Annotated in this window: 24 protein-coding genes; 11 read left to right on the top strand and 13 right to left on the bottom strand. The window is 59.9% G+C overall.

What is annotated here, in order from left to right; genetic code table 11:
• Positions 1–253 precede the first annotated feature (253 nt).
• Positions 254–1,003: a substrate-binding periplasmic protein gene (locus PCOSP_RS18570; protein WP_464709256.1), complete on the top strand. Its 750-nt coding sequence runs from the start codon at positions 254–256 to the stop codon at positions 1,001–1,003.
• A 3-nt stretch (positions 1,004–1,006) separates the two neighbouring features.
• Here the strand turns inward: PCOSP_RS18570 and PCOSP_RS18565 are convergent, their stop codons facing one another.
• Both PCOSP_RS18565 and PCOSP_RS18560 read right to left on the bottom strand, forming a co-directional pair.
• Positions 1,007–1,240, bottom strand: a complete 234-nt coding sequence (locus PCOSP_RS18565; protein WP_464709255.1) for a hypothetical protein — start codon at positions 1,238–1,240, stop codon at positions 1,007–1,009.
• Between the two features lie 16 nt (positions 1,241–1,256).
• Positions 1,257–2,084, bottom strand: coding sequence for a hypothetical protein (locus tag PCOSP_RS18560; protein WP_464709254.1), 828 nt, complete (start codon positions 2,082–2,084; stop codon positions 1,257–1,259).
• 49 nt (positions 2,085–2,133) lie between these two features.
• Here PCOSP_RS18560 and PCOSP_RS18555 point away from each other — a divergent pair, with 49 nt between their 5' ends.
• Positions 2,134–2,298, top strand: coding sequence for a DUF2986 domain-containing protein (locus PCOSP_RS18555; RefSeq protein WP_139648554.1), 165 nt, complete (start codon positions 2,134–2,136; stop codon positions 2,296–2,298).
• Between the two features lie 221 nt (positions 2,299–2,519).
• Here the strand turns inward: PCOSP_RS18555 and PCOSP_RS18550 are convergent, their stop codons facing one another.
• Positions 2,520–3,341: an AraC family transcriptional regulator gene (locus PCOSP_RS18550; RefSeq protein WP_464711969.1), complete on the bottom strand. Its 822-nt coding sequence runs from the start codon at positions 3,339–3,341 to the stop codon at positions 2,520–2,522.
• 95 nt (positions 3,342–3,436) lie between these two features.
• Between PCOSP_RS18550 and PCOSP_RS18545 the strand changes: the two genes are divergently transcribed.
• Positions 3,437–4,648, top strand: a complete 1,212-nt coding sequence (locus tag PCOSP_RS18545; RefSeq protein ID WP_139648556.1) for an MFS transporter — start codon at positions 3,437–3,439, stop codon at positions 4,646–4,648.
• 107 nt (positions 4,649–4,755) lie between these two features.
• On the opposite strand, the gene PCOSP_RS18540 is transcribed toward PCOSP_RS18545, so the two are convergent.
• The gene (locus PCOSP_RS18540; RefSeq protein ID WP_139648558.1) at positions 4,756–5,358 is read right to left on the bottom strand and encodes a TetR family transcriptional regulator; all 603 of its coding nucleotides are present in this window, start codon (positions 5,356–5,358) and stop codon (positions 4,756–4,758) included.
• Positions 5,359–5,525: 167 nt separating this feature from the next.
• Here PCOSP_RS18540 and PCOSP_RS18535 point away from each other — a divergent pair, with 167 nt between their 5' ends.
• Complete coding sequence (locus PCOSP_RS18535; RefSeq protein WP_464709253.1) at positions 5,526–6,527, top strand: NADP-dependent oxidoreductase; 1,002 nt, start codon at positions 5,526–5,528, stop codon at positions 6,525–6,527.
• A gap of 19 nt (positions 6,528–6,546) precedes the next feature.
• Here PCOSP_RS18535 and PCOSP_RS18530 read toward each other — a convergent pair whose 3' ends face one another.
• Positions 6,547–7,038, bottom strand: coding sequence for a DUF1543 domain-containing protein (locus PCOSP_RS18530; RefSeq protein WP_464709252.1), 492 nt, complete (start codon positions 7,036–7,038; stop codon positions 6,547–6,549).
• 110 nt (positions 7,039–7,148) lie between these two features.
• Here PCOSP_RS18530 and PCOSP_RS18525 point away from each other — a divergent pair, with 110 nt between their 5' ends.
• From PCOSP_RS18525 to PCOSP_RS18515, 3 genes are read left to right on the top strand one after another with little or no spacing between them, the layout of a single operon-like run.
• On the top strand, positions 7,149–7,688 hold the full coding sequence (locus PCOSP_RS18525) for a chalcone isomerase family protein (protein ID WP_139648564.1): 540 nt from the start codon (positions 7,149–7,151) through the stop codon (positions 7,686–7,688).
• A 2-nt stretch (positions 7,689–7,690) separates the two neighbouring features.
• Positions 7,691–8,227, top strand: a complete 537-nt coding sequence (locus tag PCOSP_RS18520; RefSeq protein ID WP_139648566.1) for a DUF3833 domain-containing protein — start codon at positions 7,691–7,693, stop codon at positions 8,225–8,227.
• The gene (locus tag PCOSP_RS18515; RefSeq protein WP_175362144.1) at positions 8,224–8,529 is read left to right on the top strand and encodes a DUF6482 family protein; all 306 of its coding nucleotides are present in this window, start codon (positions 8,224–8,226) and stop codon (positions 8,527–8,529) included. Before PCOSP_RS18520 ends, PCOSP_RS18515 begins: the two co-directional genes overlap by 4 nt.
• 18 nt (positions 8,530–8,547) lie before the next feature.
• On the opposite strand, the gene PCOSP_RS18510 is transcribed toward PCOSP_RS18515, so the two are convergent.
• The 7 genes from PCOSP_RS18510 to PCOSP_RS18480 form a co-directional block, all read right to left on the bottom strand.
• Entirely contained in the window at positions 8,548–9,036 is a 489-nt protein-coding gene (locus PCOSP_RS18510) for a DUF2878 domain-containing protein (RefSeq protein WP_175362145.1), read from the bottom strand.
• Positions 9,036–10,298 (bottom strand): SAM-dependent methyltransferase, encoded by a 1,263-nt coding sequence (locus PCOSP_RS18505; RefSeq protein ID WP_139648573.1) that lies wholly within the window; start codon positions 10,296–10,298, stop codon positions 9,036–9,038. Before PCOSP_RS18505 ends, PCOSP_RS18510 begins: the two co-directional genes overlap by 1 nt.
• On the bottom strand, positions 10,273–11,082 hold the full coding sequence (locus PCOSP_RS18500; protein WP_464709250.1) for a DUF1365 domain-containing protein: 810 nt from the start codon (positions 11,080–11,082) through the stop codon (positions 10,273–10,275). The genes PCOSP_RS18505 and PCOSP_RS18500 overlap by 26 nt, the downstream gene beginning before the upstream one ends.
• Complete coding sequence (locus PCOSP_RS18495) at positions 11,079–12,326, bottom strand: NAD(P)/FAD-dependent oxidoreductase (RefSeq protein ID WP_464709249.1); 1,248 nt, start codon at positions 12,324–12,326, stop codon at positions 11,079–11,081. Before PCOSP_RS18495 ends, PCOSP_RS18500 begins: the two co-directional genes overlap by 4 nt.
• 3 nt (positions 12,327–12,329) lie before the next feature.
• On the bottom strand, positions 12,330–13,085 hold the full coding sequence (locus tag PCOSP_RS18490; RefSeq protein WP_464709247.1) for an SDR family NAD(P)-dependent oxidoreductase: 756 nt from the start codon (positions 13,083–13,085) through the stop codon (positions 12,330–12,332).
• Positions 13,082–13,504 carry a nuclear transport factor 2 family protein gene (locus PCOSP_RS18485; protein WP_464709246.1) on the bottom strand — a complete coding sequence of 141 codons (423 nt, stop codon included), beginning with the start codon at positions 13,502–13,504 and terminating at the stop codon, positions 13,082–13,084. The genes PCOSP_RS18490 and PCOSP_RS18485 overlap by 4 nt, the downstream gene beginning before the upstream one ends.
• A 103-nt stretch (positions 13,505–13,607) precedes the next feature.
• Entirely contained in the window at positions 13,608–14,054 is a 447-nt protein-coding gene (locus tag PCOSP_RS18480) for a PAS domain S-box protein (RefSeq protein WP_139648582.1), read from the bottom strand.
• 147 nt (positions 14,055–14,201) lie between these two features.
• Here PCOSP_RS18480 and PCOSP_RS18475 point away from each other — a divergent pair, with 147 nt between their 5' ends.
• On the top strand, positions 14,202–15,089 hold the full coding sequence (locus PCOSP_RS18475; RefSeq protein WP_175362149.1) for a MerR family transcriptional regulator: 888 nt from the start codon (positions 14,202–14,204) through the stop codon (positions 15,087–15,089).
• A gap of 133 nt (positions 15,090–15,222) precedes the next feature.
• The gene (locus PCOSP_RS18470) at positions 15,223–15,858 is read left to right on the top strand and encodes a hypothetical protein (RefSeq protein WP_464709244.1); all 636 of its coding nucleotides are present in this window, start codon (positions 15,223–15,225) and stop codon (positions 15,856–15,858) included.
• A 195-nt stretch (positions 15,859–16,053) separates the two neighbouring features.
• Here PCOSP_RS18470 and PCOSP_RS18465 read toward each other — a convergent pair whose 3' ends face one another.
• Positions 16,054–16,599, bottom strand: coding sequence for a hypothetical protein (locus PCOSP_RS18465; protein ID WP_024778587.1), 546 nt, complete (start codon positions 16,597–16,599; stop codon positions 16,054–16,056).
• Between the two features lie 43 nt (positions 16,600–16,642).
• Here PCOSP_RS18465 and PCOSP_RS18460 point away from each other — a divergent pair, with 43 nt between their 5' ends.
• Positions 16,643–17,554: a hypothetical protein gene (locus PCOSP_RS18460; protein WP_464709243.1), complete on the top strand. Its 912-nt coding sequence runs from the start codon at positions 16,643–16,645 to the stop codon at positions 17,552–17,554.
• Positions 17,555–17,720: 166 nt separating this feature from the next.
• Entirely contained in the window at positions 17,721–19,706 is a 1,986-nt protein-coding gene (locus tag PCOSP_RS18455) for a M10 family metallopeptidase C-terminal domain-containing protein (RefSeq protein WP_464709242.1), read from the top strand.
• The last annotated feature ends 103 nt before the right edge of the window (positions 19,707–19,809 follow it).

Raw genomic sequence — 19,809 nt, 5'->3', positions numbered from 1 at the left:
TGTCGCGACCGCTGTCGATCGCGTTGGTGGGCAGATTAGAGAGAGAGGACGATGACGAGAACGGTGCCGGTATCGATAGCGACTATAGGAATAACAGATACTTGGGAGGCTTTGGTTGTGAAAAGCCTGCTCGCGATGGGGCCTTGAAGGTAGATCGCCGGCTCAGTCAAGCACACCCGTGTTTGGGTCTATGCTTACCTTATCCTTCCCATCAGCCCACCCATGAACGGCCCGGACCCCTCCAGGAGACCACGTGAAACCTTCGATACCCGCCACGGCGCTGTTCTGTCTATTGCTTGGCACGGGGGCTGTCAGGGCCGAGGAATATCAGGTCGTCACCGAGGAGTGGGCACCGTACAACTATCAGGAGAACCATCAGCTCACCGGCATGACCACCGAGATCGTTCGGGCCATCATGGCGCTGACCGGGGATGAATTCGAAGTGGTGCTGCAGCCCAGTATGCGCGCCACTCAGGTGTTGAAAACCCGGCCCAAGACGATCATGTACTCGCTGTTCCGCACGCCGGAGCGTGAGCCGTTGTACAAGTGGGTCGGACCGATCGTGGAGGAGGCCATTTATCCTTATCAACTGGCGAGTACGCCGCCGGTGCATTCTCTGGAACAACTGCTGGGCGCCCAGCAGATCACCACGCGGCACGCCGGGCTGGTACCTGAAAAGCTGCAATCGCTGGGCTTCAAGAACCTCGACAAAAGCGCAACCGAGAGCAAGTTGCTCTACCGCATGCTGCTGGCGGGGCGCACCAATATCATCGTGGGGGACACCGATGCGGGGGTGGCGTACTACACCCGCCAGTTGAACATCGCCCCCGGCACGCTGCGAAAAATACCTATTGAACTGTACCGTTCATCGCTGTACATCGCCTTCAGTCCCGACAGTGACGACGAACGGGTCGCCGCGTGGGCCAGTGCCTTGGAACAGTTGCGCCAGTCTGGCGAGTTGAGGCGTATCCAGCATCGGTACGAGCAGCTCGCTGGGCAATGAACGTTAACCGAAAGAAGGCATCGGCCCCAGCGAATTCAGAATCCAGGTGATCGCTGCCACCGCCACGAGTACCGCGACTACCACGCCGATGAACAGCCACTTCAGGACCCTCGGCAACAGCGGCAGTTTGGACCGTGGCGCGAGGGCTTCTACGGTGACCCTCATCTCTTCGGCGCATCGCGGGCAGGCCGCGTTGTCGTCGAGGATGAGGCTCCTGCATTGATCACAGATTTTCATGTCGTCGACTCGGGGCTCAGAATTTGTGGACGATACCCAGCCTACCCATGATTTCCAACGCATTGACCAGGCCCAAGCCGTTCATGGGCAGACAGGCAAAGGTCTGGTGCTCATCGAAGTGAGTGCCGATGGCCAGCAGCTTCAGATCATGGGCATCCAGCTGTGCGTTGAAATACTGGAGCAGCGCCCGCTCCCAATCGTTGGCGCCGTTGATGGCATCGACGGTTTTACGGTCGGGTATCGCGATCTCGATGTTCAGTTGCTGTAGCGGGGCAAGGGTGTTGACGGCGATGATCCCGCAGGACGACCACTCTTTCCATTCGAACTCGGCCAATTGATTGGCCTGGGCAAGGGCTGATGCGACTTGAGTCCACGCCCAGTCCCACTGTGCCGTTGGGGGCGCAATGCCTTGAATGAGCACTTGCGCGCGATCCTCGTCGAACAGGCAATCGTACAGATCGGCCAACGTCTCGACCCGATTGGGCTGTGACCCCTGACTGTCCAGGTCCCGGCTCAAGCGTTGCCACAGCGTGCCCAGCTCCTCCCAGTCTTCCTCATCCATGTCATCTTCGACCACCTTTGCCTTGTCGCCGCGCTGGTAGTTGTCCAGCCGTGTCTTGAGGACACGTATCGCGCCGTCGGCGAGATCGACTTCATAGCTGCGGTAATCCAGGTAGTTGGTCTGGAAAACGATGCGATCGGGAAATATTTCCTGGACGAGGTCTTCTTCAGCGTCGAAATACACCGCGCCCTCGAGCGAGCCATGGGCGGCGATGATGCGTTGGAACGACAGGGCGTCGATGGGGTTCATGTAGGTCCGATCATAGGGGATTGTGGCGTTCACGGGTTGAGGTCTGTCATTATCCTGGAAGCCGGAATTTGAGCAGAAGCGTATGAATCGTCAGAAAAAAATCAAGCAGCTACTAAAGGCCCACGCCAAAAAGGCGAGTGCCAAGTTGGCGCCGAAGAACAAACCCAAGTACATCAGTAAAGCGGATCGATTGAAACTGGCTGCTGAGTCCAGTGAAGAATCAGCCACTATCCCTGAAACTGAGTAGTGTCAGTGAGTAGATCACAGAACCTGTGGGAGCGGGCTTGCTCGCGAATGCGGAGTGTCAGTCGCTGAAATGTTCAATATCTGCCGCCATCGCGAGCAGGCTCGCTCCCACATTTTTGCTGGGTGGCCACAGGGTTGGTGTTCACCACAAACCCTGTGGGAGCGAGCCTGCTCGCGATGGCGGCCTGTCAGCCGTCACTGGCAAATCTGGAAACGCTCCTTTCAGGTAAAAAACTTGCTCGGCGTCTTGCCGAACTGCTTCCTGAACATGTTCGTAAACGCGCTGGGGCTGTCGTATCCCAGTGCCAGCGCGACATCGATGATTTTTTCTCCCACCGCCATTCGCTCAACCGCTTGCAGCAGGCGAGCCTGCTGTCTCCATTGTCCGAAAGTAATCCCGGTTTCCTTGCGAAACAGCCGCTGGATCGTCTTCCCGTCAAGGTCGAGTCGGGCGCTCCAGTCCGACAGTGTCGAGCCATCGGCAGGGTCGCCTTGCAGCGTGACGCAGATCTTCTTGATCCGCGGGTCCGTGGGTTGCGGAAGGTGCAGCGGCAGGGTGGGGAGCAGGGCGAGCTCATCGAGAATCAACGCCATCACCCTGGCCGCGCGGGTGTTCGGGGCATGGGGGAGCGGCAGGTGCACGGCGACCTTGATCAACTCACTCAACAGGGCGGAAATGCTGACCGCCTTCGTTTCGGTTGGAAGGTCTGCCACGGCATCAGGCCGGACGAATACGCTGCGCATTTTGACGTGCCCCACGCACCGCACGGAATGTACCTGCCCGCATGGCATCCATAGCCCCCGGTTCGACGGCACCGTCCACTGGCTTGATGCCGTGTGTACAACCATCACGCCTTCGACGGCGTAGATCAGTTGGTGCTTTTCATGGGAGTGGGGTGAGATGAACCAATCCGCAGGGTAATCGGTTGCCCTGCCGATCATGGTCCAGGCACCTTCGTCGATCTCGAGCAACGCTTCATTCAAGGGCTTGATCATGATGTCCTTTTTGCGATGGTTGATTCCCTTGTCCAGTGAGACAGACATTTCCGTGGATTCTAGGATGACGACGCGCCTGTCAGAAAGTCCTGTCACCTTCTGCCCAGGTTTTTTTTCAGACCTATCGCCTGGAAGCTTTTGTCATGTCCACCACCGCCACAGCCTCGACCACGGCATCCGTCGTCAACCAAACGAGCCCGCTTGTCATGCGGGTCATCGGTGCCTGTGCCCTCGCGCACCTGATCAATGACCTCATTCAGGCCGTGCTGCCTTCCATCTATCCGATGCTGAAGGCCAACTACGGCCTGACGTTCACCCAAGTGGGATTGATCACCCTGACGTTCCAACTGACCGCCTCGCTGTTGCAACCGTGGGTGGGCTATCACACGGATCGTCATCCCAAACCCTGGCTGTTGCCTGCCGGGATGGTCTGCACCCTCATCGGCATCATGATGCTGGCGTTCGTCGGCAGTTTTGGCGCGATCCTCATCGCTTCCGCATTGGTGGGCATCGGCTCTTCAACCTTCCACCCGGAAACCTCCCGTGTCGCACGGCTCGCTTCAGGTGGTCGCTATGGTCTGGCGCAGTCGACGTTCCAGGTCGGCGGCAATGCGGGCAGTGCCTTCGGTCCGTTGCTGGCCGCGGCCATTGTGATCCCATATGGTCAAGGCCATGTTGCCTGGTTCGGTCTGTTTGCCGTCTTCGCCATCTTCGTGCAGTACGGCCTGAGTCGTTGGTACCGCAACCACCTCAACCTGTTCAAGTTGAAACAGGGCGGCAAGGCAACCCACGGCCTGTCCAAGGGCCGGGTGACCGCTGCGCTGGTGGTCCTGGCGTTGCTGGTGTTCTCCAAATATTTCTACATGGCGAGTTTCACCAGCTACTTCACGTTCTACCTGATCGAAAAATTCCACCTGTCGGTGACCAGCTCCCAGCTGTACCTGTTCCTCTTCCTGGGGTCGGTGGCTGCCGGCACGTTCTTCGGCGGCCCTATCGGCGACAAGATAGGTCGCAAGAAGGTCATCTGGTTCTCGATCCTCGGCGTCGCGCCTTTCACCCTGGCGCTGCCTTATGTGGACCTGTTCTGGACCGGCGTGCTCAGCATGATCATCGGCTTCGTCCTCGCCTCGGCGTTCTCCGCCATCGTCGTCTTTGCCCAGGAGCTGGTGCCGGGCAATGTCGGCATGATTGCCGGCGTGTTCTTCGGCCTGATGTTTGGTTTCGGCGGCATCGGCGCTGCGTTGCTGGGCTACCTCGCTGACATCCACGGTATCGAGTATGTCTACACGCTGTGTTCCTACCTGCCGTTGCTGGGTGTGTTGACCATTTTGCTGCCTTCGACCAAAGGCGTTTAAAAGCGCTATCCCTCTGTGGGAGCGCGCCTGCTCGCGAAAGCGGTATGTCAGTCACCGAGAGGCTGAATGTGCCGCTGCCATCGCGAGCAGCCTCGCCATCCCAAGCATCATTTTTCCTGTTCGGCCGCCTCCGCCGTTCCCGCGGGCGCGATCATTCCAAGAATCGCATCACGGCACACCGCAAGAATTTCATCGGCCAGCGGCGAGTCATCCGGACAGGCGCGGGACATGACCACGGCGCCAAGGGCATGGGCCATCAAGGCAAGATGTTTTGCACGGACCTGCGCAGCGTCTGGGCCGTCCGCTTCGCTACTGCCTTCACACAGTGCCGCGAGCTGGGCTTCAATACCGGCCGCAAACGTGGTGCGAACCGTTTCTTCCTTGCGCGCGGCGTCAGCGCACAAGGCCGCCAGTGTGCAACCTGTGGCGCGATGATCGCGATGATCGCGCGCCAGGTAGGTCTTCACGAAATCCTCAGCCGAGGCGCCAGCCAATAGCGCCGCAGACTGTTCAATGCCGCACGCAGACGACTCCGCCATCAGATCGGCTTTGGAGTTGAAATGCTTGTAGAACCCTCCCTGGGTAAAACCGGCGGCGGCCATCAAATCCGCTATGCCGACGCCGTCATAACCGCGCTCTCGAAAGAGAGCCGATGCCGTTGCCACGATGTGCGCACGGTTTTCCTGCGCCTGTTTTTTCGAGACTTTCATGGTCTATCCACGTGTTTTCTATGCCGTCAGCATACATTGATGTCGTCCGACATCAAAATATTGACTTTTTAGAGTTTGGTCGTAATCATTATGTGCACTTCCATTGGAAGCCGAAATCAGATCTGAGCCGCGATACGCCATAGCCCCATTCATCTATCGGAATCAATATGAAAGCACTCACATTCAAACGCTATGGCAAGTCGCCGGATGTCGGGTTTGAGCAAGTTGCTCGCCCGAGCATCAAGCCTGACGAATTATTGGTCGAGGTCCACGCTGCCGGGTTGAATCCGATCGACAACATGATTACCACCGGCATGTTCAAACCCGTCTTGAAATTCCAGCTGCCCGCCACGATGGGCAGCGATCTCGCTGGCGTAGTCAGGGAGGTTGGAAGCGCTGTGACTCGCTTCAAGGTCGGTGACGCCATTTTTGCCAGTGTGTTTGACCTTGGCATCGGTTCAATCTCCGAGTATGTCGCCGTACCGGAGCGTGTTGCAGCGCTAAAGCCAGACAACCTGGACTTCGTGCAAGCCGCTTCTATTCCGATGGTGGGGCTCACCGCCTGGCAAGCGTTGAAAGGGCGTGCGCACCTTGAATCCGGCCAGAAAGTATTTATACCGGCTGGCTCGGGGGGCATCGGGACGTTCGCGATCCAACTGGCAAAATACCTGGGCGCCAAGGTCGCCACGACCACCAGCACCGTCAATACCGAGTGGGTTGGCAACTTGGGCGCGGACGAGGTGATCGACTATAAGAAACAGGCGTTCGAACAGGTACTGAAGGGATACGATGTGGTACTCGGTACGACCAGGGGCGATACCCTTGAAAAGTCCGTTGGTATTCTCAAACCCGGAGGAAAAATTGTTTCCCTCATCGGCCCGTTGGACAAAGCCTTCGCGCAAACTCGCCGGCTGAACTTCTTCCTCGCCTTCGTATTCGGCCTGATGAGTCGCAAGATCATGGGCCTGGCGAAGAAAAACGACATCAGCTATTCATTTCTCTTCGTTCGCCCGGAGGGAACTCAATTGAATGCGATTGGCGAACTGATCAGAGCCGGGCACATCAAGCCAGTGATCGATCAGGTCTTTCCCTTCGAGCAAGCCAAGGGGGCGCTTGATTATTTGGCTCAGGGCCGTGCGAAGGGGAAGGTTGTGGTCAGGATCAAGTAAGGGGCTTGGCGGCCAAACTTCATATCTGGATGTAATCGCTGCATGGGCGAATACCCTTGTGGGCACCTGCGACCAGATGGACGTAGTGGCCGTTCACCCAGTCAACCGGCAGGCAATCATCCACCTCAAACACGGCGTCGGTGTGTGACTTGAGCCAATCCGTCGGCATGCGTCGCTTGCCCAGCTGCTTGGCCTGGGCTTTGTCCCGAGCCACCACCAGCAGGTAGCGGTGAGCCTCGCCAAACACATCGCGCTCGTAGCCGCCAAGGTTGATGAAAAACAGCCTTGGCTCATCAGGGCCTGGGGCCATTGGGCTGAGTTCGACCCGGTAGGTGTCGATGCCGTCCACTTCCAGCCAGGCGTCGATGTGCAAACCCTTTTGGCTACCAAACCAGGCCTGGCGCAGTTGGGGATAAGCGTGTTCCAGCGAGTCCGCCTGCGCGAACACCACGTCGTGTATCTCGATGCTGGCGCGGGGGTGACGACCGCCGAGCATGACTACGTACAGCATGAAAACTCCTTTTCAGGGGGCCGTGCAGCGCAAAAATCTATACATGAATTGCATTTATCTGTACAAGAAACTAACTTTGTACAGATATTTTATCATTCTACAGGTTCCTCATGGCGCATCCTGTTCGTTGGGCCTGCCTCTGCCTGATGTTGACGGTGATGTCGTCGGCCGCCGCAGATTGGCGAGCGGCACTGCCAACCGCGCAACGGCTGGGTGAGGGGGATTTCACTTGGTTTGGCCTGCGTCTGTACACCGCCCGGCTGTGGACCGCCGGCCCGGCGCAGGATTGGAACCGGCCCTTCGCGCTGGAGCTGCTTTACCACCGATCGATGTCCCGGGAAACGCTGGTGCAGGCCAGCCTTGAGGAAATGCAGCGGCTTGGCCCCGGCAGCGTGACGGCCCAGTCCCTTGAGGCCTGGACCCAGGCGATGGGGGCCGCATTCGTGGACGTGCGTCCCGGCATGCGCATCACTGGCCTGTATCTGCCGGGGAAGGGCTGCCGCTTCTACGTGGACGGCAAGCTCAGCCATGAAATTGCCGACCCGGTGTTTGCCCGGGCGTTCTTCGCCATCTGGCTCGATCCGCGGGCCCGGGACCCACAATTGCGCCAGCGCCTGCTCGGCCTGGCCGACAACGACCGAGGGACCTGAACATGTACAAAGCACTGTTGCTGGCCGCCTGCCTGTTCCTCGGCAGTTGCGGCAATGTCGGTGTCGACCACTACGCTGGTGAACAACCGCATTTGGACTTGGCGGCGTTCTTCTCGCGACCGGTGCAGGCCTGGGGGATGTTCCAGAAGCGGTCCGGGGAAGTGGTCAAGCGCTTCCATGTTCGCATCGACAGTCGTCGTGAAGGCGAGCGGCTGATCCTCGACGAACATTTCCTCTACAGCGACGGCACGCGACAGCAGCGTACCTGGACGATTGTGCCGGACGGCCCGGGTCGCTGGCGTGGAACGGCAGGGGACGTGATCGGCGAGGCCCAGGGTGAAGTGGCCGGTAATGCGCTGCGTTGGCGTTACCGACTGGACCTGCCTGTCGAAGGGCGGCACTGGGAAGTAGACCTGGACGACTGGATGTACCTGATGGATGACGACACCCTGATCAACCGTTCGAGCATGAGCAAACTGGGGGTGGAGATCGGCCAGATCACCTTGTTTTTCCGTCGTCTGCCGGAGGGCACGCCATGAATTTGAATAACCTCATCGAGCGGGTCGCGGCCGGGGAAGTCGAAGCGCTTGAACTGCTATCGCTGGAAGGCGGCTTCTACATCCTGCGCGCCATGACCGCTGCCGGCCCGGTCACACTGAGCGATGCGCAGGGGCAGCCTGTTCGATTGCGTTCATCCACCGAGTTGCGTCAGTTGTTGATCGACCTGCCACCGTTGCCCTGCACGCTGGTGCAGCACGTGGTGCATGATGAAATGTGCGGGCAGCGTGACGGCCCCGTCGCGCCCTTGCGGCTGCCGTTGACGCTGGCTAGCCAGTGGTAGAGCGGAAGACGCCACGGGTCAGCGCCACGCCGCGATGTACACGAGCAGGGGAAAGGCCAACGCCCAGATCGCGCTCAACAGCAGGCCGGTTTCCATCGTGCCCAGCGGCAAGTCGACATATGCCACCCTGGCGCCGCCTACGTACGCCAACGGGCCTGCAACTGCGCCCAGCAACGCCCCGCGCCAAAAGGACCCGCCGGCCCAGGCCAGGCTATGGCGCAAACCGCTGGCCAGGACCAGCCACAACAATGCCAGCCACAGGGGCAGTGGCCAGCTATCAAATCGGAACACGTCAAATGCGCCCAGCAGGCTGTCCAGCGCGCAGCCGGCCAGTGCGGTGCGCAGCAGGGCCTTTACCTCGGCATTGAAATCCCGGCACAAGCACAGGTGCAAGGCCAAGCCGAGGGGCACCAGCAGTAACAGCCAGGGGCGTTGGGCCCCCAGCACGCAGATCCACCAGCCGACCTGCAACCAAAGTGCATTGGCGACCTGCCAACGCCCGGGCATCAAGCCTGCCCGGGCAAGGCCGCACGCCGTGCCTGAGGCGCAGCCCAAAGCAGTTGCGCCACGCCGATGGCGCGCTCCTGGAAACCGCCCTGGCAATAACACAGGTAGAACTCCCACAGACGCTGGAACGTATCGTCATAGCCCAGCGTCGCCAGTTCGGTGCGGGCCTGGCGCAAGTTGTCGCGCCAGTGTTCCAGGGTCCGGGCATAGTCCAGGCCGAAATCCTCCAGGTGCACAAGGTTGAGCCCGGTGTGACGGCTGGCGGTGTCCAGCATCACGCTCAGCGAGGGCAGGGCGCCGCCCGGGAAGATGTAGCGTTGGATGAAGTCCACCGAGCGCCGTGCCTGGGCATAGCGCTGGTCGCGAATGGTGATTGCCTGCAACAGCATGAGGCCATCGGGTTTGAGCAGTGCCGCACACTGGCGGAAGTACACCGGCAGGTAACGGTGGCCGACCGCTTCGATCATTTCGATCGAGACGAGCTTGTCGAATGTGCCCCTGAGGTCGCGGTAGTCTTCACGCAGCACCGTCACACGCTGCTCCAACCCCAAGGCGTGGACGCGTTGCAGGGTATGGGCGTATTGCGCCTCGGAAAGCGTCGTGGTGGTGACCCGGCAACCATGCCGGGTGGCCGCGTGGATCGCCAGACTGCCCCAGCCACAACCGATTTCCAGCAGATGATCGCCGGGGTGCAGTTCAAGCTTCTGGCAGATGCTTTCCAGCTTGTGCAACTGGGCTTGCTCCAGCGTTTGTCCAGGGTGCTCGAACTGGGCGGCCGAATACATCATGGTCGGGTCCAGTAGCCGCTCGAACAAGGCATTGCCCAGGTCGTAGTGGGCCAGGATATTGCGTCGGGAACCGCGCCGGCTGTTGTGGTTCAGCCGATGCAGCAGCCGCAGGGCCGGGCGCCCCAAGCGCGCCAGGCCGCCTTCCAGGGCATCGAGCACGTCCAGGTTGGCGACGAACAGGCGGGTCACCAGCGCCAGATCCGGGCTGCGCCAGAAGCCGTGGATGTAGGCCTCGCCCGCGCCGATCGAGCCATTGCCGGCAATCATGCTCCAGGTGGTGTCGTCGAGGATCTCCACTTCGGCCTGCAACGGGCTGGCGGCATCACCAAAGTTCCACTGGCGCCCGTGACTGAGCAGCCGCAGATGACCGTGGCGCAGTTTGCCCAGTTGAGCGAGCACGGCACTGCGCGCCAGCCCGCCGAGCAACGGCGCCAGGCCTGTGGACTTGTTAACGCTCAGGGTTGGGTTGGACATGGTCGGGGTTCTCGCAAGGTTGGCCGAGCGCCAGGTCGCCCTGGCAGGTCGTGTGGTCATGGATGGGGGTGCGTTTGAACAACAGGCGCAGGGCTTGCCAATAAATGGCCGAGACAGTGCGCAGGCTCATCCATGGGAAAGTCAGGATGTATCGGTGCAGCGCCTTTCGATCCAGCGGCTGGCGGCGCAAGGCAAGGTCCGCCTCGAAAACCTTGTCGGCGCCTTGCCAGTTCTCCATGTGAATGCGCACGTGTCGCTCGTCCAACGCAAATCGCAGGTGATAGTCCATGTCCAGTGGCATGAACGGCGACACATGGAAGGCTTTGGCCACGGCGAACGGTCTGGCGAGGTTGCCTTGCACCGGCAGCACGTAATGGAAACGTTCACGCCACGGCGTGTTGCGCACTTCAAGCAGGATCGCCGCCAGGTGCCCGTCGCGGTCATGGCAGAAATAGAAACTCACCGGGTTGAACGACAGGCCCCAGCAACGCAGTTGGGTGAGCAGGCGAACCGGGCCGTCGGGCGTTTGCCCCGTGGCTTGTCCGACCAGTAAGCGGGCGGCCTGGGCCAATGACTCGCCTTGTCGGGTCCGGGCGGGTAGGTAGTCGGTCTCGCGCCAGCTCAGCGGCGCCAGGCGCCAGCGTCCTAGCCAGCGCGACAGGCCGAGTAGCCAGGCCTGCTCGTCCAGGTCCAGGTAGAACAGGCCCGTCCGGTAGCGAAAGGCATGGCGTTGCGGCGACAAGCGACGGTGGCTGATCCAGCCCAGGCAAAGGCTGCTGTTCACAACGTCTCTCCAAAATGCTCAGCCACCTTCAGCGCGCTGACCACCCCGTCCTCGTGAAAGCCGTTACCCCAATAGGCGCCGCAGTAGTAGGTCAATTGCTGGCCCTGCAGTTGCGCCTGGTCCGCTTGCGCGGCAGATGCGGCGAGGCTGTATTGCGGATGGGCGTACTGGAAGCGGGCGATGATCTTTGCCGGGTCCACCAGAGCCGTCTGGTTGAGGCTCACACAGAACGTCTCCGCTGCCTGGATGCCTTGCAGGATGTTCATGTTGTAGGTCACCGCCGCCGGAGCCTGGTCGCTGCCGCCGAGGCGATAGTTCCAGCTGGCCCAGGCCCTCCGGCGACGCGGCAGCAGGCGGCTGTCGGTGTGCAGCACGACGTCATTCTCGGCGTAGTGGATGGCGCCCAGCACGGCGCGCTCTTGCAGGCTTGGGGTTTCCAGCAGTTTCAGGGCCTGGTCGCTGTGGCAGGCGAACACCACCGTGTCGAAACGCTCCGGACCGGCGGCGGTGATAAGCGTTACACCACCTTCGTCACGGCTGACGCGGCGAACCTTGCAGTTGAGGCGAATACGTTCCGCGAATGGTTGGCACAGCGGCGCGACATAACTGCGCGAGCCACCTTCGATGACCCGCCATTGCGGACGCTGACTCACCGACAGCAAGCCGTGGTTGCGACAGAAACGCACGAAGAACTGCAGGGGGAAATCGAGCATGTCCGCGGGGGACATCGACCAGATCGCCGACCCCATGGGCACGATGTAGTGTTTGATGAAGCGATGACCGTAGCCCTGCGCCCGGAGGTAACTGCCCAGCGTGGTGCTGGCGTCGATACGTCGGGCGTCCAGGTCTGCGAGTGACTGGCGGTTGAAGCGCAGGATGTCGCGCAACATTCCCCAGAACTCCGGCGACACCAGATTGCTGCGCTGGGCAAACAGCGTGTTCAGGTCGTGACCGTTGTATTCCAGGCCAGTGAGCGGGTCATGCACGGAGAAACTCATCTCGGTCGGCCGTGAGGCAACCTTGAGCTGATCGAGCAAGCGGATGAAGTTCGGATAGGTCCAGTCGTTGAAGACGATGAAGCCGGTGTCGATGGCATGCCGTTCGCCGCGCCAGTTCACATCGACGGTATGGGTATGGCCGCCGATCCATTCGTCCGCCTCGAAAACCGTCACTTCGTGTTTGCGGGACAGCAGGTAGGCGCAGGTCAGGCCCGCGATGCCGCTGCCAATGATTGCTATACGCATCGATCATCGGTCCTGTTCATGGCGAGCCAGGCGTTGGCCCAGTACCAGGCGCAGGCGCGCGGGCATGGCCCCGAGCAGGCGCAACGCCAGAGTGAAAATGCCGGGAAAATTGATCTCCAATGGGCGCCGCGACAGGCGCTTGGCGATATGCCGGGCGGCGCGCTGTGCCGACCAAAGTTGCGGCATGGGGAAATCGTTGCGGCGGGTCAGTGGCGTGTCGACGAAGCCCGGGCTGACCAGGGTGACGTCGATGCCTTCGCGGGCCAGGTCGATACGCTGCGACTCCACCAGATAGCGCACGGCCGCCTTGGACGCGCCGTAGGCACCGGCGCGGGGCAACGCCAGCCAGGTCACTGAACTGCCCATCACCACCAGGTGAGGACGATGGCCGGCGCGTAGCAAGGGCAGGGCGGCCGCCAGGCAGTAGCTGACCCCCATGAGATTGGTGCGGATCACGCGCTCGACCACGGCCGGGTCGAAATGGCCAGGCTCCAGGTATTCGCAGGTACCGGCATTGAAGATCGCCATGTCCAGCGCTCCCCAAGCCAGCTGTATCCGAGCTGCGATCTCGGCGACTTGCTCCGGGTCATCGAGATCGCCGATCGCCAGCAGCACCTGGCCTGGAAAACGTTCCGCCAGAGACGCCAGGCTATCCGCGTGACGACCGCCCAAAGCCACTTGGTGGCCTTGCTCCAGCAGGCTTTGCGCGAGCGCGGCACCGATACCGCTGCTGGCACCGGTCAACCAGCAGCGGCTCATGCCAACCTGCCTTTGAGCCAGCGGATAGCGCCGCCCATGACCGGAATGTGTTCATAGAGCAGGGCACCTGCGTCGAAATAGTCCTGGTGAAAATGAACCCGGTCGCGCCACAGCAAGTGACTGCAGCCTTGCAAAGTGATCGGCTGGCCGCGGGCCAGGCGTGGGTGGCGGAATTGCAAGGTCCAGCGCAGGTAACCCTCGCCAGGGCGGACTTCGTCGGCGCCGGCGAAGGCATAGCGAATATCGTCGGCGTTGGCGTACAGCTCGGTGAAGTAGGCCCGCAGGTCCGTCAGGCCCTGAATCTGATGCAGGGGATCGCAGAAGATAATGTCTTCGCTGTACAGCTTTTCCACCGCGTCGAGATTGTCTCCCGTGAGGGTGGCGAACGCCTCGGCGAATTGCTGTAGGTAAGCTGACATGGGGCGCTCCAGGTAATCCTGTACAAAAAAGAAATGTTGTACAGGTATGTCTGAAGCGTACGGTTAAATCTGTACAAGTCAATCCTCTTGTACAGTTATTTCTTCAGCGATTGGCCTCGGCGAGTTGCTGGCGCAGCTGCGCAACTTCTGCTTCCAGCGCGCGAACCTGCTCCTCGGCGGCTATTTGCGCCGTGACGTCGCGTTGGATGCCGATGTAGTACGTCAGTTGGTCCGCCTCGTTGTGCACGGGCGTGATGGACAATTCGTTCCAGAACAGGCTGCCGTCCTTGCGGTAGTTACGCAGGACCTGACGGCAGGGCCTGCCTTGGCTGATCGCTTCGCGGATGGCGGCGATGCCTGCCTGTTCATGATCCTGGCGCTGGAGAAAGCGGCAGTCCTGGTAGAGGATGTCATCGGCGCTGTAACCGGTGAGACGCTCGAAGGCGGGGTTGGTGTAGATGAGGATACTGTCGCTGCCCTCCTGCTCGGCGACGACGATGCCATCGTTGGAGTTCTCGACCATCAATTGCAGGAGTTTTGCGTCGATCATTTGGCCCACCCACGAAATTATGCAGCAGTCTGCGTAGCGCACCTGTGCGGAGCGCCGGCGCGGTTTGCCACATGATGACCTACGGATGCTCGCCGCAGAAAGACTGTATGGGTTTAGAATGTGCCACCTTTCGGATAAACCCCTCATATGACTGAAGCCACTTCACCCGATTTGCTGCCCATGCGTGATGTGGTCAGCCTGACCGGCATCAATCCGGTGACACTGCGTGCCTGGGAGCGGCGCCATGGGCTGATCCGCCCGCAGCGCACCGACGGTGGCCATCGGTTGTACACGGCCAATGACGTGCAGCGCATACGCGACATCCTGCGCTGGACGGCCGCAGGCTTGTCCATCAGCAAAGTCGGCGAAATGCTCGAAGGCCAGCGTGAGGTGGTCCCACCCCAGGACAGCGAGCTTGACGATTGGCGTGAGGCCGTCGTGCACGCCACGAGAGCTTTCGATACCCAGGCTCTGGATGCGCTCTATCGACAGCTGTTCATGGTTTTGCCCAAGGCTGTCGCGCTGCGCAAGGTGCTGATGCCGGTCTGGCATGACCTGGCTTCGGGCAGTGCGCCGGGTGAGTGCAGCCAATGGCTGTTCCTCGACACGTTCCTGCGTGGCCGGCTGCTGCTGCGCCTGCAGATGGACCAGGCGGATGCGCCGCGGGTGCTGCTGGCAGGCACCGAAGGGCATGCCGAACTGCAATTGCTGTGCGCCGGGGTGCTGCTGGGCGGCAAGCAACAAGGCGTCGAGGTGCTCGGCTGCGGGCAGCCATTGGAGGAACTTCCCCTGGTGTGCGCGGCCATCCAGCCAGCAGCACTGGTGATTGCGCTGCAAGCGCCGGTGAACCCCATCCTGGCCAGGCGCCTGCGTTCGTTGCAGATGGACATCGCTTGTCCATTGGCCCTGATGGGCGCGGGGCTGGACCGCTCGCAAGCCGCCTTGCAAGGCATTCCGCTGTGCCTGTTGAACCAACAGGACGCCGATGTCGAGGGCGTGCTCAACGCCTTGATCAGGGGCAACCTGGATCTGTGACCAGCGTTTGCACGACTCTGCGGACAAGCATTCAGGCCATCCAAGTGATGGCCTTTTGATTTTAGTTGGATCCCGCTAGAATCCGCCACCCTCCTCATGAGCGGCATATAGCAAATTACGCAAGGAAGATGATATGCAATTTGGAAAAGCCATAGGCCTCGCCCTGACCCTGAGCCTCACTGGCTGCGCCAGCTTCACCAAAGATGAAGTCGCCCCCGTGAACCTGCCTTCGATGGCCAGCTACTCGAACAAGCCGAACGTCTATGTCGACTTCGATTTCTACCAGGGCGAACCCGACAGCGCCAAGGCCACCGAGATGCCGCAAGCCCGGGACATGCTCAAGCCCGAGCTGAAACGTACCTTCGATGAATCAGGGCTGTTTGGCCGTGTGGTTTTCGATGAGTTCCAGAAGCAACCCGGCGACTACAGCCTGCGCCTGAAGGTGTACAACCACGCGCCAGGCGGTGGGCAAATGGTCCTGGCGTTCATCAGCGGTTTTTCGCTCGGGGTTATTCCTGCACTGGGAACAGACCAGTACACAATGAGCCTGGAAACCGTGGACGAGCGGGGTCAATCGTTGGCCAAGGCCAGCAACCACGATGCGATCAACACCTGGATCGGCATCTGGTTCCTGCCGCTGGCAGGCAACACGCCCAAGGCGGCCGTCACCGACACCTTCAACCGCCAGGTCAATGCGCTGTTGAAGAACTGGGTCGACAACAACCGCATGAGATACTCCGCTGTCGACACCCGCATTCCACGGGGCTGACAACCGATAAGAAAAGAGCTGCGATTGCGTAATACCCGTCAGCAAAGCCTGTGGGAGCAAAGCTTGCTCGCGATAACGACAGACCAGTCAACATTACTGCTGACTGACTTACCGCAATCGCGAGCAAGCTTTGCTCCCACAGGTGTGTAGCTTAACTGACTGGCATTAGCTGCGATTGCGGCTCTTTTCTTGTGCTTACTTCAACGCTTGAGTGAATTGTGGATCGCTGTACAAATTCTTGAGCAGGTCCTGCACCATCGGGTTGTAGTTGTTCGCAGCCGCCGGAATGGCGATCGGGCCGAAGAAACTGCTATCCCACTCACGCTGCACGTCCTTAGTGGTTTCGTAGAGAACCTGGTCACCCTTGCGCAGCGTGAAGCGCGCAGACAGCTCGCCATGACCGCTGCCCATGCCGGCAGTGAGCTGGTTCTTGATCAGTTGAACCTGCAATTGCCGGTCAGCACGTGGGTCCAGCAGACCCGCCTGGCGCAGCTCATCGTTGATCGCCGCCTGGATGTGCAGTGGAACGCTGCCTGCGGGTGAAGAGATCGGGTTCATGCGCACCATCAGCGACCCTTGACCGGAATCTGCATTCACCTGGGCTTCGCGCAGGGGTTGCATCGGCTCATGTTGCTTGAGCTGCTGGACGTTCTGGAAATTGGGTTCATAGCGAGCCATGGTGACGCCGCAGCCTTGGAGCAGGAGAGCGCAGAACGGTAGAGCCAGGTAGAGCTTCTTCACAGCAAATCCTTATGTGCTTTTTTGGAAGGGGGATTATCGGTGGATGGCATTAAGCTATCAAGGATTGGAAGCGCTGTTGTGGGTGATGGGCCAAAATTGGCCTCTCGCGAATAATCACATCAGAAAAATTTCTCATTTACTCACCAAGGTGTTTTGCATGTACCACCGTTGCCTTTCAATTCTGTGTCTTAGCTTCATTTCTTCGTTGTCATTCGCTGAAGCACCGCGGCCTGAAGCTATTGCCGAGTATCTCGCAGCACAGAAGGACATGGATGATTTACAAAACGGCTATGCGCAACTTCAGACCCTGGCTGCGCAGGCTGACACTGACCCGGCGAAAGGAAGAGCACTTGCTGATGAGTTAATCAACATCAGCAAGCGCATGTACACGCACCTGGATAATGCCATCGCCGCTGGGCACGCCGTCGCGATGTACCAAAAGGCTAAGCTGCTGTTTGCAAAAAAGCCATTTAAAGACAACAAGGACATGTGTGAGCTATATAGTCGTGCCGCCGAGCGTGGACTGATGGCGGGTGCTTTGGAGTATGCCAAATGCGTTGATTTTTACCCGCCCAGCGAAGAGTACTCCAGGCGGCTGGAAATACTTCGGGTGACGATTGAGGGCCGGGATCCCTATTTGTCGGAGTACCCGCTAATGACCTCATTCCCATACTGCTTTCCCAAGCACAAACCAGCGTTGCAGCCGGGCGAAGACGCTGTCCAATGGGTCGTGGACAATGCGAGGCCCCAAGCATTGAGCGCCGAGGATTTCCGCGCGGAGGGTTATTACACGCTGGCTATGTCGGGAGCAAACGAGCAAACGAAAGCATCCAAGGCGGGATTCTTGAGATTGGCTTTCGCCCATGGGTGCCGAGAAGACACAGCGCGAATTGCGAAGTATTTAGGCGTTACAGTACCACCGGTGCCTGTTGTTGCCTCACCATCGGTGAAGTGATTCAGATGGGCAAATCGGCTGGGGCCGCATTTAGCGAGAAGGGGATTGGTTGCATCGATAGCAGCGTAGGGGGGCGCCCAAGAACCTCCTTTCGTCTCGTAAAGTGGCAACCAGACTGACCCGTGTCTATGGTTTCGGGCGACAGATGGCTAACGGAGGCATGGACATGGGCCAGAGCATTTCGCCCGCCGCTTCAGCTGTGCGGAATACAGGCATGGTGGTCACGCCCTTATGGGGCTCGGACAAAATCGGAGGCATCACGGTCGATCCGGACGGTGCTATCTGGCTTGGCGCTTATAGTCGCCTGGGACTAGGAGGCGAAGAGGATTCAGGCTTCACCGGTAGCCTGGTCCGGTTCAACGCTAACGGAAGCCTGGACCGCAGCTTCAGTGAAGACGGTAAATCGCTCCTGCCTGTGTCGCTCGATATCGAGGACGGCGGTAATGCCGCGGTGCAGCCGGGAGGCGGGTACCTGGTGACGCATTACGTGAAAGTTGGCGACGCCTGGGTGTCGGGCATAAGTCGTACCTTGGCTGACGGCAGCCTCGATATGAGTTTCGGGAACGGAGGCACCGCGACAGTGCCTTTCTACTGGAATGATTTTCTAAGCCAGCAAGCGTCGTTCTCTGTACAAACCGACGGCAGCTTTTTCGCAAGCGCTGGGTATCCCTCCGGGGAGATCCATATCGCCCGCTTCGACGCGACGGGGACTTTGGACTCGTCTTTCGCCGAGGGCGGGATCCTGGACCTGACGGCGTCCGTCGGCATTCACCCTGCCAGCATGATCGACGTTTCGCTGCAGACAGACGGAAAAGTATTGATCACGGGGCGGGATACCCTGACTCGCGTCAACCAGGACGGTACTCTGGATAGCAGCTTTGCGAACGGGGGCAGCCTGGCTCTGGATGTCCATACAAATGCCCTCGTCATCCAGGACGACGGCAAAATCCTCCTGGCGGGCGCCTCGGGCGGCGTGGCGACTGTCATCCGACTCAACAGCGACGGCTCGCTCGACACCGATTTCGGTCATCAGGGGCAGGTCAGTTGGGGTTCGGAAAGCGCTCCTTTCGCTGTAGCCGACATGATCGTGCTGGCCGACGGCAAGCTGTTGATTGGCGGAAGTCAGGGTACGAGCGCGGACGGCTATCTGGCCGCCTTGGTTCAGTTGAACGCCGACGGCAGCCTGGACCACAGCTTCGGCAATCCCGACGACGGCTATCACCACCTTGATGGTGGCGGCGATGATGATTTCTTGCTGGGTACCGCCTCGTTCGACGATGCGATTTCGGGCGGCGCCGGTAACGATCTGCTCGATGGCCAGCAAGGCCGTGACCTGCTGACGGGCAGTGCCGGGACCGATACGTTCCGTTACCAGTCAGTCACGGATAGCTACCGAACCGCAACGGCCGCCCATAGCGACCGAATCACCGACTTCGACCCCAGCACCGATACCATCGAGCTCTTCTCCCTGGGCTTCCTCGGGCTGGGCGATGGACATGACGGAACGCTGGCGATACGAGTCAATGAAAGCGGGACGCGGACCTACCTCAAAAGCTTCGATGCCAACGCGAATGGGGAACGCTTCGAACTGGTTTTCGACGGTGACTTGAGCCAAACGCTGAATGAAACCAACCTTCTGTTTCAGCAAGCCAGCTTGACGGGCACCGAAGAAGCCGATCGTTTACAGGGCAACGCCCGAGGCGAAATCATCGAAGGATTGGCGGGCGATGATCGTCTTCATGGCGCGCTGGGGAATGACATATTGGTTGGCGGGGAGGGCCGGGACCTGTTGGTGGGGGGCGGCAACAACGATGTGTTCCGCTTCGATGCACTGAACGACAGCTACCGTACCGCCACCGAGAACCACACTGATCGGCTGATTGACTACACCGTGGGTGAAGACAGGATCGATGTGTCCGCCTTGGGCTTCACCCAGTTGGGAAATGGTTACAACGGCACCTTGGACGTGGTGTTCAATGAAACCAAGAACCTGACGTACTTGAAGACCTATGAAACCGACGATCATGGGGCTCGATTCGAGTTGAGCTTGGTAGGGGACCACTCCGGTTACCTGAACCTGGACATCATCTTCGCCGAGCCTTCGGGAGAGGAGGTTTTTCAATTGATCGGAGTGGTGGATCTCTGGGTGTAGGACTCTTTTCGGGTGTTTTTGGGGGCGGCGATACTACGTCAGTAAGCGTCTTCGTCAACAACAATCGGTCAGCGGGACAGGCTGCTTCCGGCCGATTGTGTTG

It is taken from the genome of Pseudomonas sp. MAFF 730105, assembly GCF_055380705.1.
Note: the sequence above shows the minus strand (reverse complement) of the source record. Positions and strands in the feature narration are given on the sequence as shown.

Coding starts and splice junctions, on each gene's coding strand:
- PCOSP_RS18565 (WP_464709255.1), bottom strand. CDS start 1,240: ATGAAAATCTGTGATCAATGCAGGAGCCTCATCCTCGACGACAACGCG.
- PCOSP_RS18555 (WP_139648554.1), top strand. CDS start 2,134: ATGAATCGTCAGAAAAAAATCAAGCAGCTACTAAAGGCCCACGCCAAA.
- PCOSP_RS18550 (WP_464711969.1), bottom strand. CDS start 3,341: ATGTCTGTCTCACTGGACAAGGGAATCAACCATCGCAAAAAGGACATC.
- PCOSP_RS18545 (WP_139648556.1), top strand. CDS start 3,437: ATGTCCACCACCGCCACAGCCTCGACCACGGCATCCGTCGTCAACCAA.
- PCOSP_RS18540 (WP_139648558.1), bottom strand. CDS start 5,358: ATGAAAGTCTCGAAAAAACAGGCGCAGGAAAACCGTGCGCACATCGTG.
- PCOSP_RS18535 (WP_464709253.1), top strand. CDS start 5,526: ATGAAAGCACTCACATTCAAACGCTATGGCAAGTCGCCGGATGTCGGG.
- PCOSP_RS18530 (WP_464709252.1), bottom strand. CDS start 7,038: ATGCTGTACGTAGTCATGCTCGGCGGTCGTCACCCCCGCGCCAGCATC.
- PCOSP_RS18525 (WP_139648564.1), top strand. CDS start 7,149: ATGGCGCATCCTGTTCGTTGGGCCTGCCTCTGCCTGATGTTGACGGTG.
- PCOSP_RS18520 (WP_139648566.1), top strand. CDS start 7,691: ATGTACAAAGCACTGTTGCTGGCCGCCTGCCTGTTCCTCGGCAGTTGC.
- PCOSP_RS18515 (WP_175362144.1), top strand. CDS start 8,224: ATGAATTTGAATAACCTCATCGAGCGGGTCGCGGCCGGGGAAGTCGAA.
- PCOSP_RS18510 (WP_175362145.1), bottom strand. CDS start 9,036: ATGCCCGGGCGTTGGCAGGTCGCCAATGCACTTTGGTTGCAGGTCGGC.
- PCOSP_RS18505 (WP_139648573.1), bottom strand. CDS start 10,298: ATGTCCAACCCAACCCTGAGCGTTAACAAGTCCACAGGCCTGGCGCCG.
- PCOSP_RS18495 (WP_464709249.1), bottom strand. CDS start 12,326: ATGCGTATAGCAATCATTGGCAGCGGCATCGCGGGCCTGACCTGCGCC.
- PCOSP_RS18490 (WP_464709247.1), bottom strand. CDS start 13,085: ATGAGCCGCTGCTGGTTGACCGGTGCCAGCAGCGGTATCGGTGCCGCG.
- PCOSP_RS18485 (WP_464709246.1), bottom strand. CDS start 13,504: ATGTCAGCTTACCTACAGCAATTCGCCGAGGCGTTCGCCACCCTCACG.
- PCOSP_RS18480 (WP_139648582.1), bottom strand. CDS start 14,054: ATGATCGACGCAAAACTCCTGCAATTGATGGTCGAGAACTCCAACGAT.
- PCOSP_RS18475 (WP_175362149.1), top strand. CDS start 14,202: ATGACTGAAGCCACTTCACCCGATTTGCTGCCCATGCGTGATGTGGTC.
- PCOSP_RS18470 (WP_464709244.1), top strand. CDS start 15,223: ATGCAATTTGGAAAAGCCATAGGCCTCGCCCTGACCCTGAGCCTCACT.
- PCOSP_RS18460 (WP_464709243.1), top strand. CDS start 16,643: ATGGCATTAAGCTATCAAGGATTGGAAGCGCTGTTGTGGGTGATGGGC.
- PCOSP_RS18455 (WP_464709242.1), top strand. CDS start 17,721: ATGGGCCAGAGCATTTCGCCCGCCGCTTCAGCTGTGCGGAATACAGGC.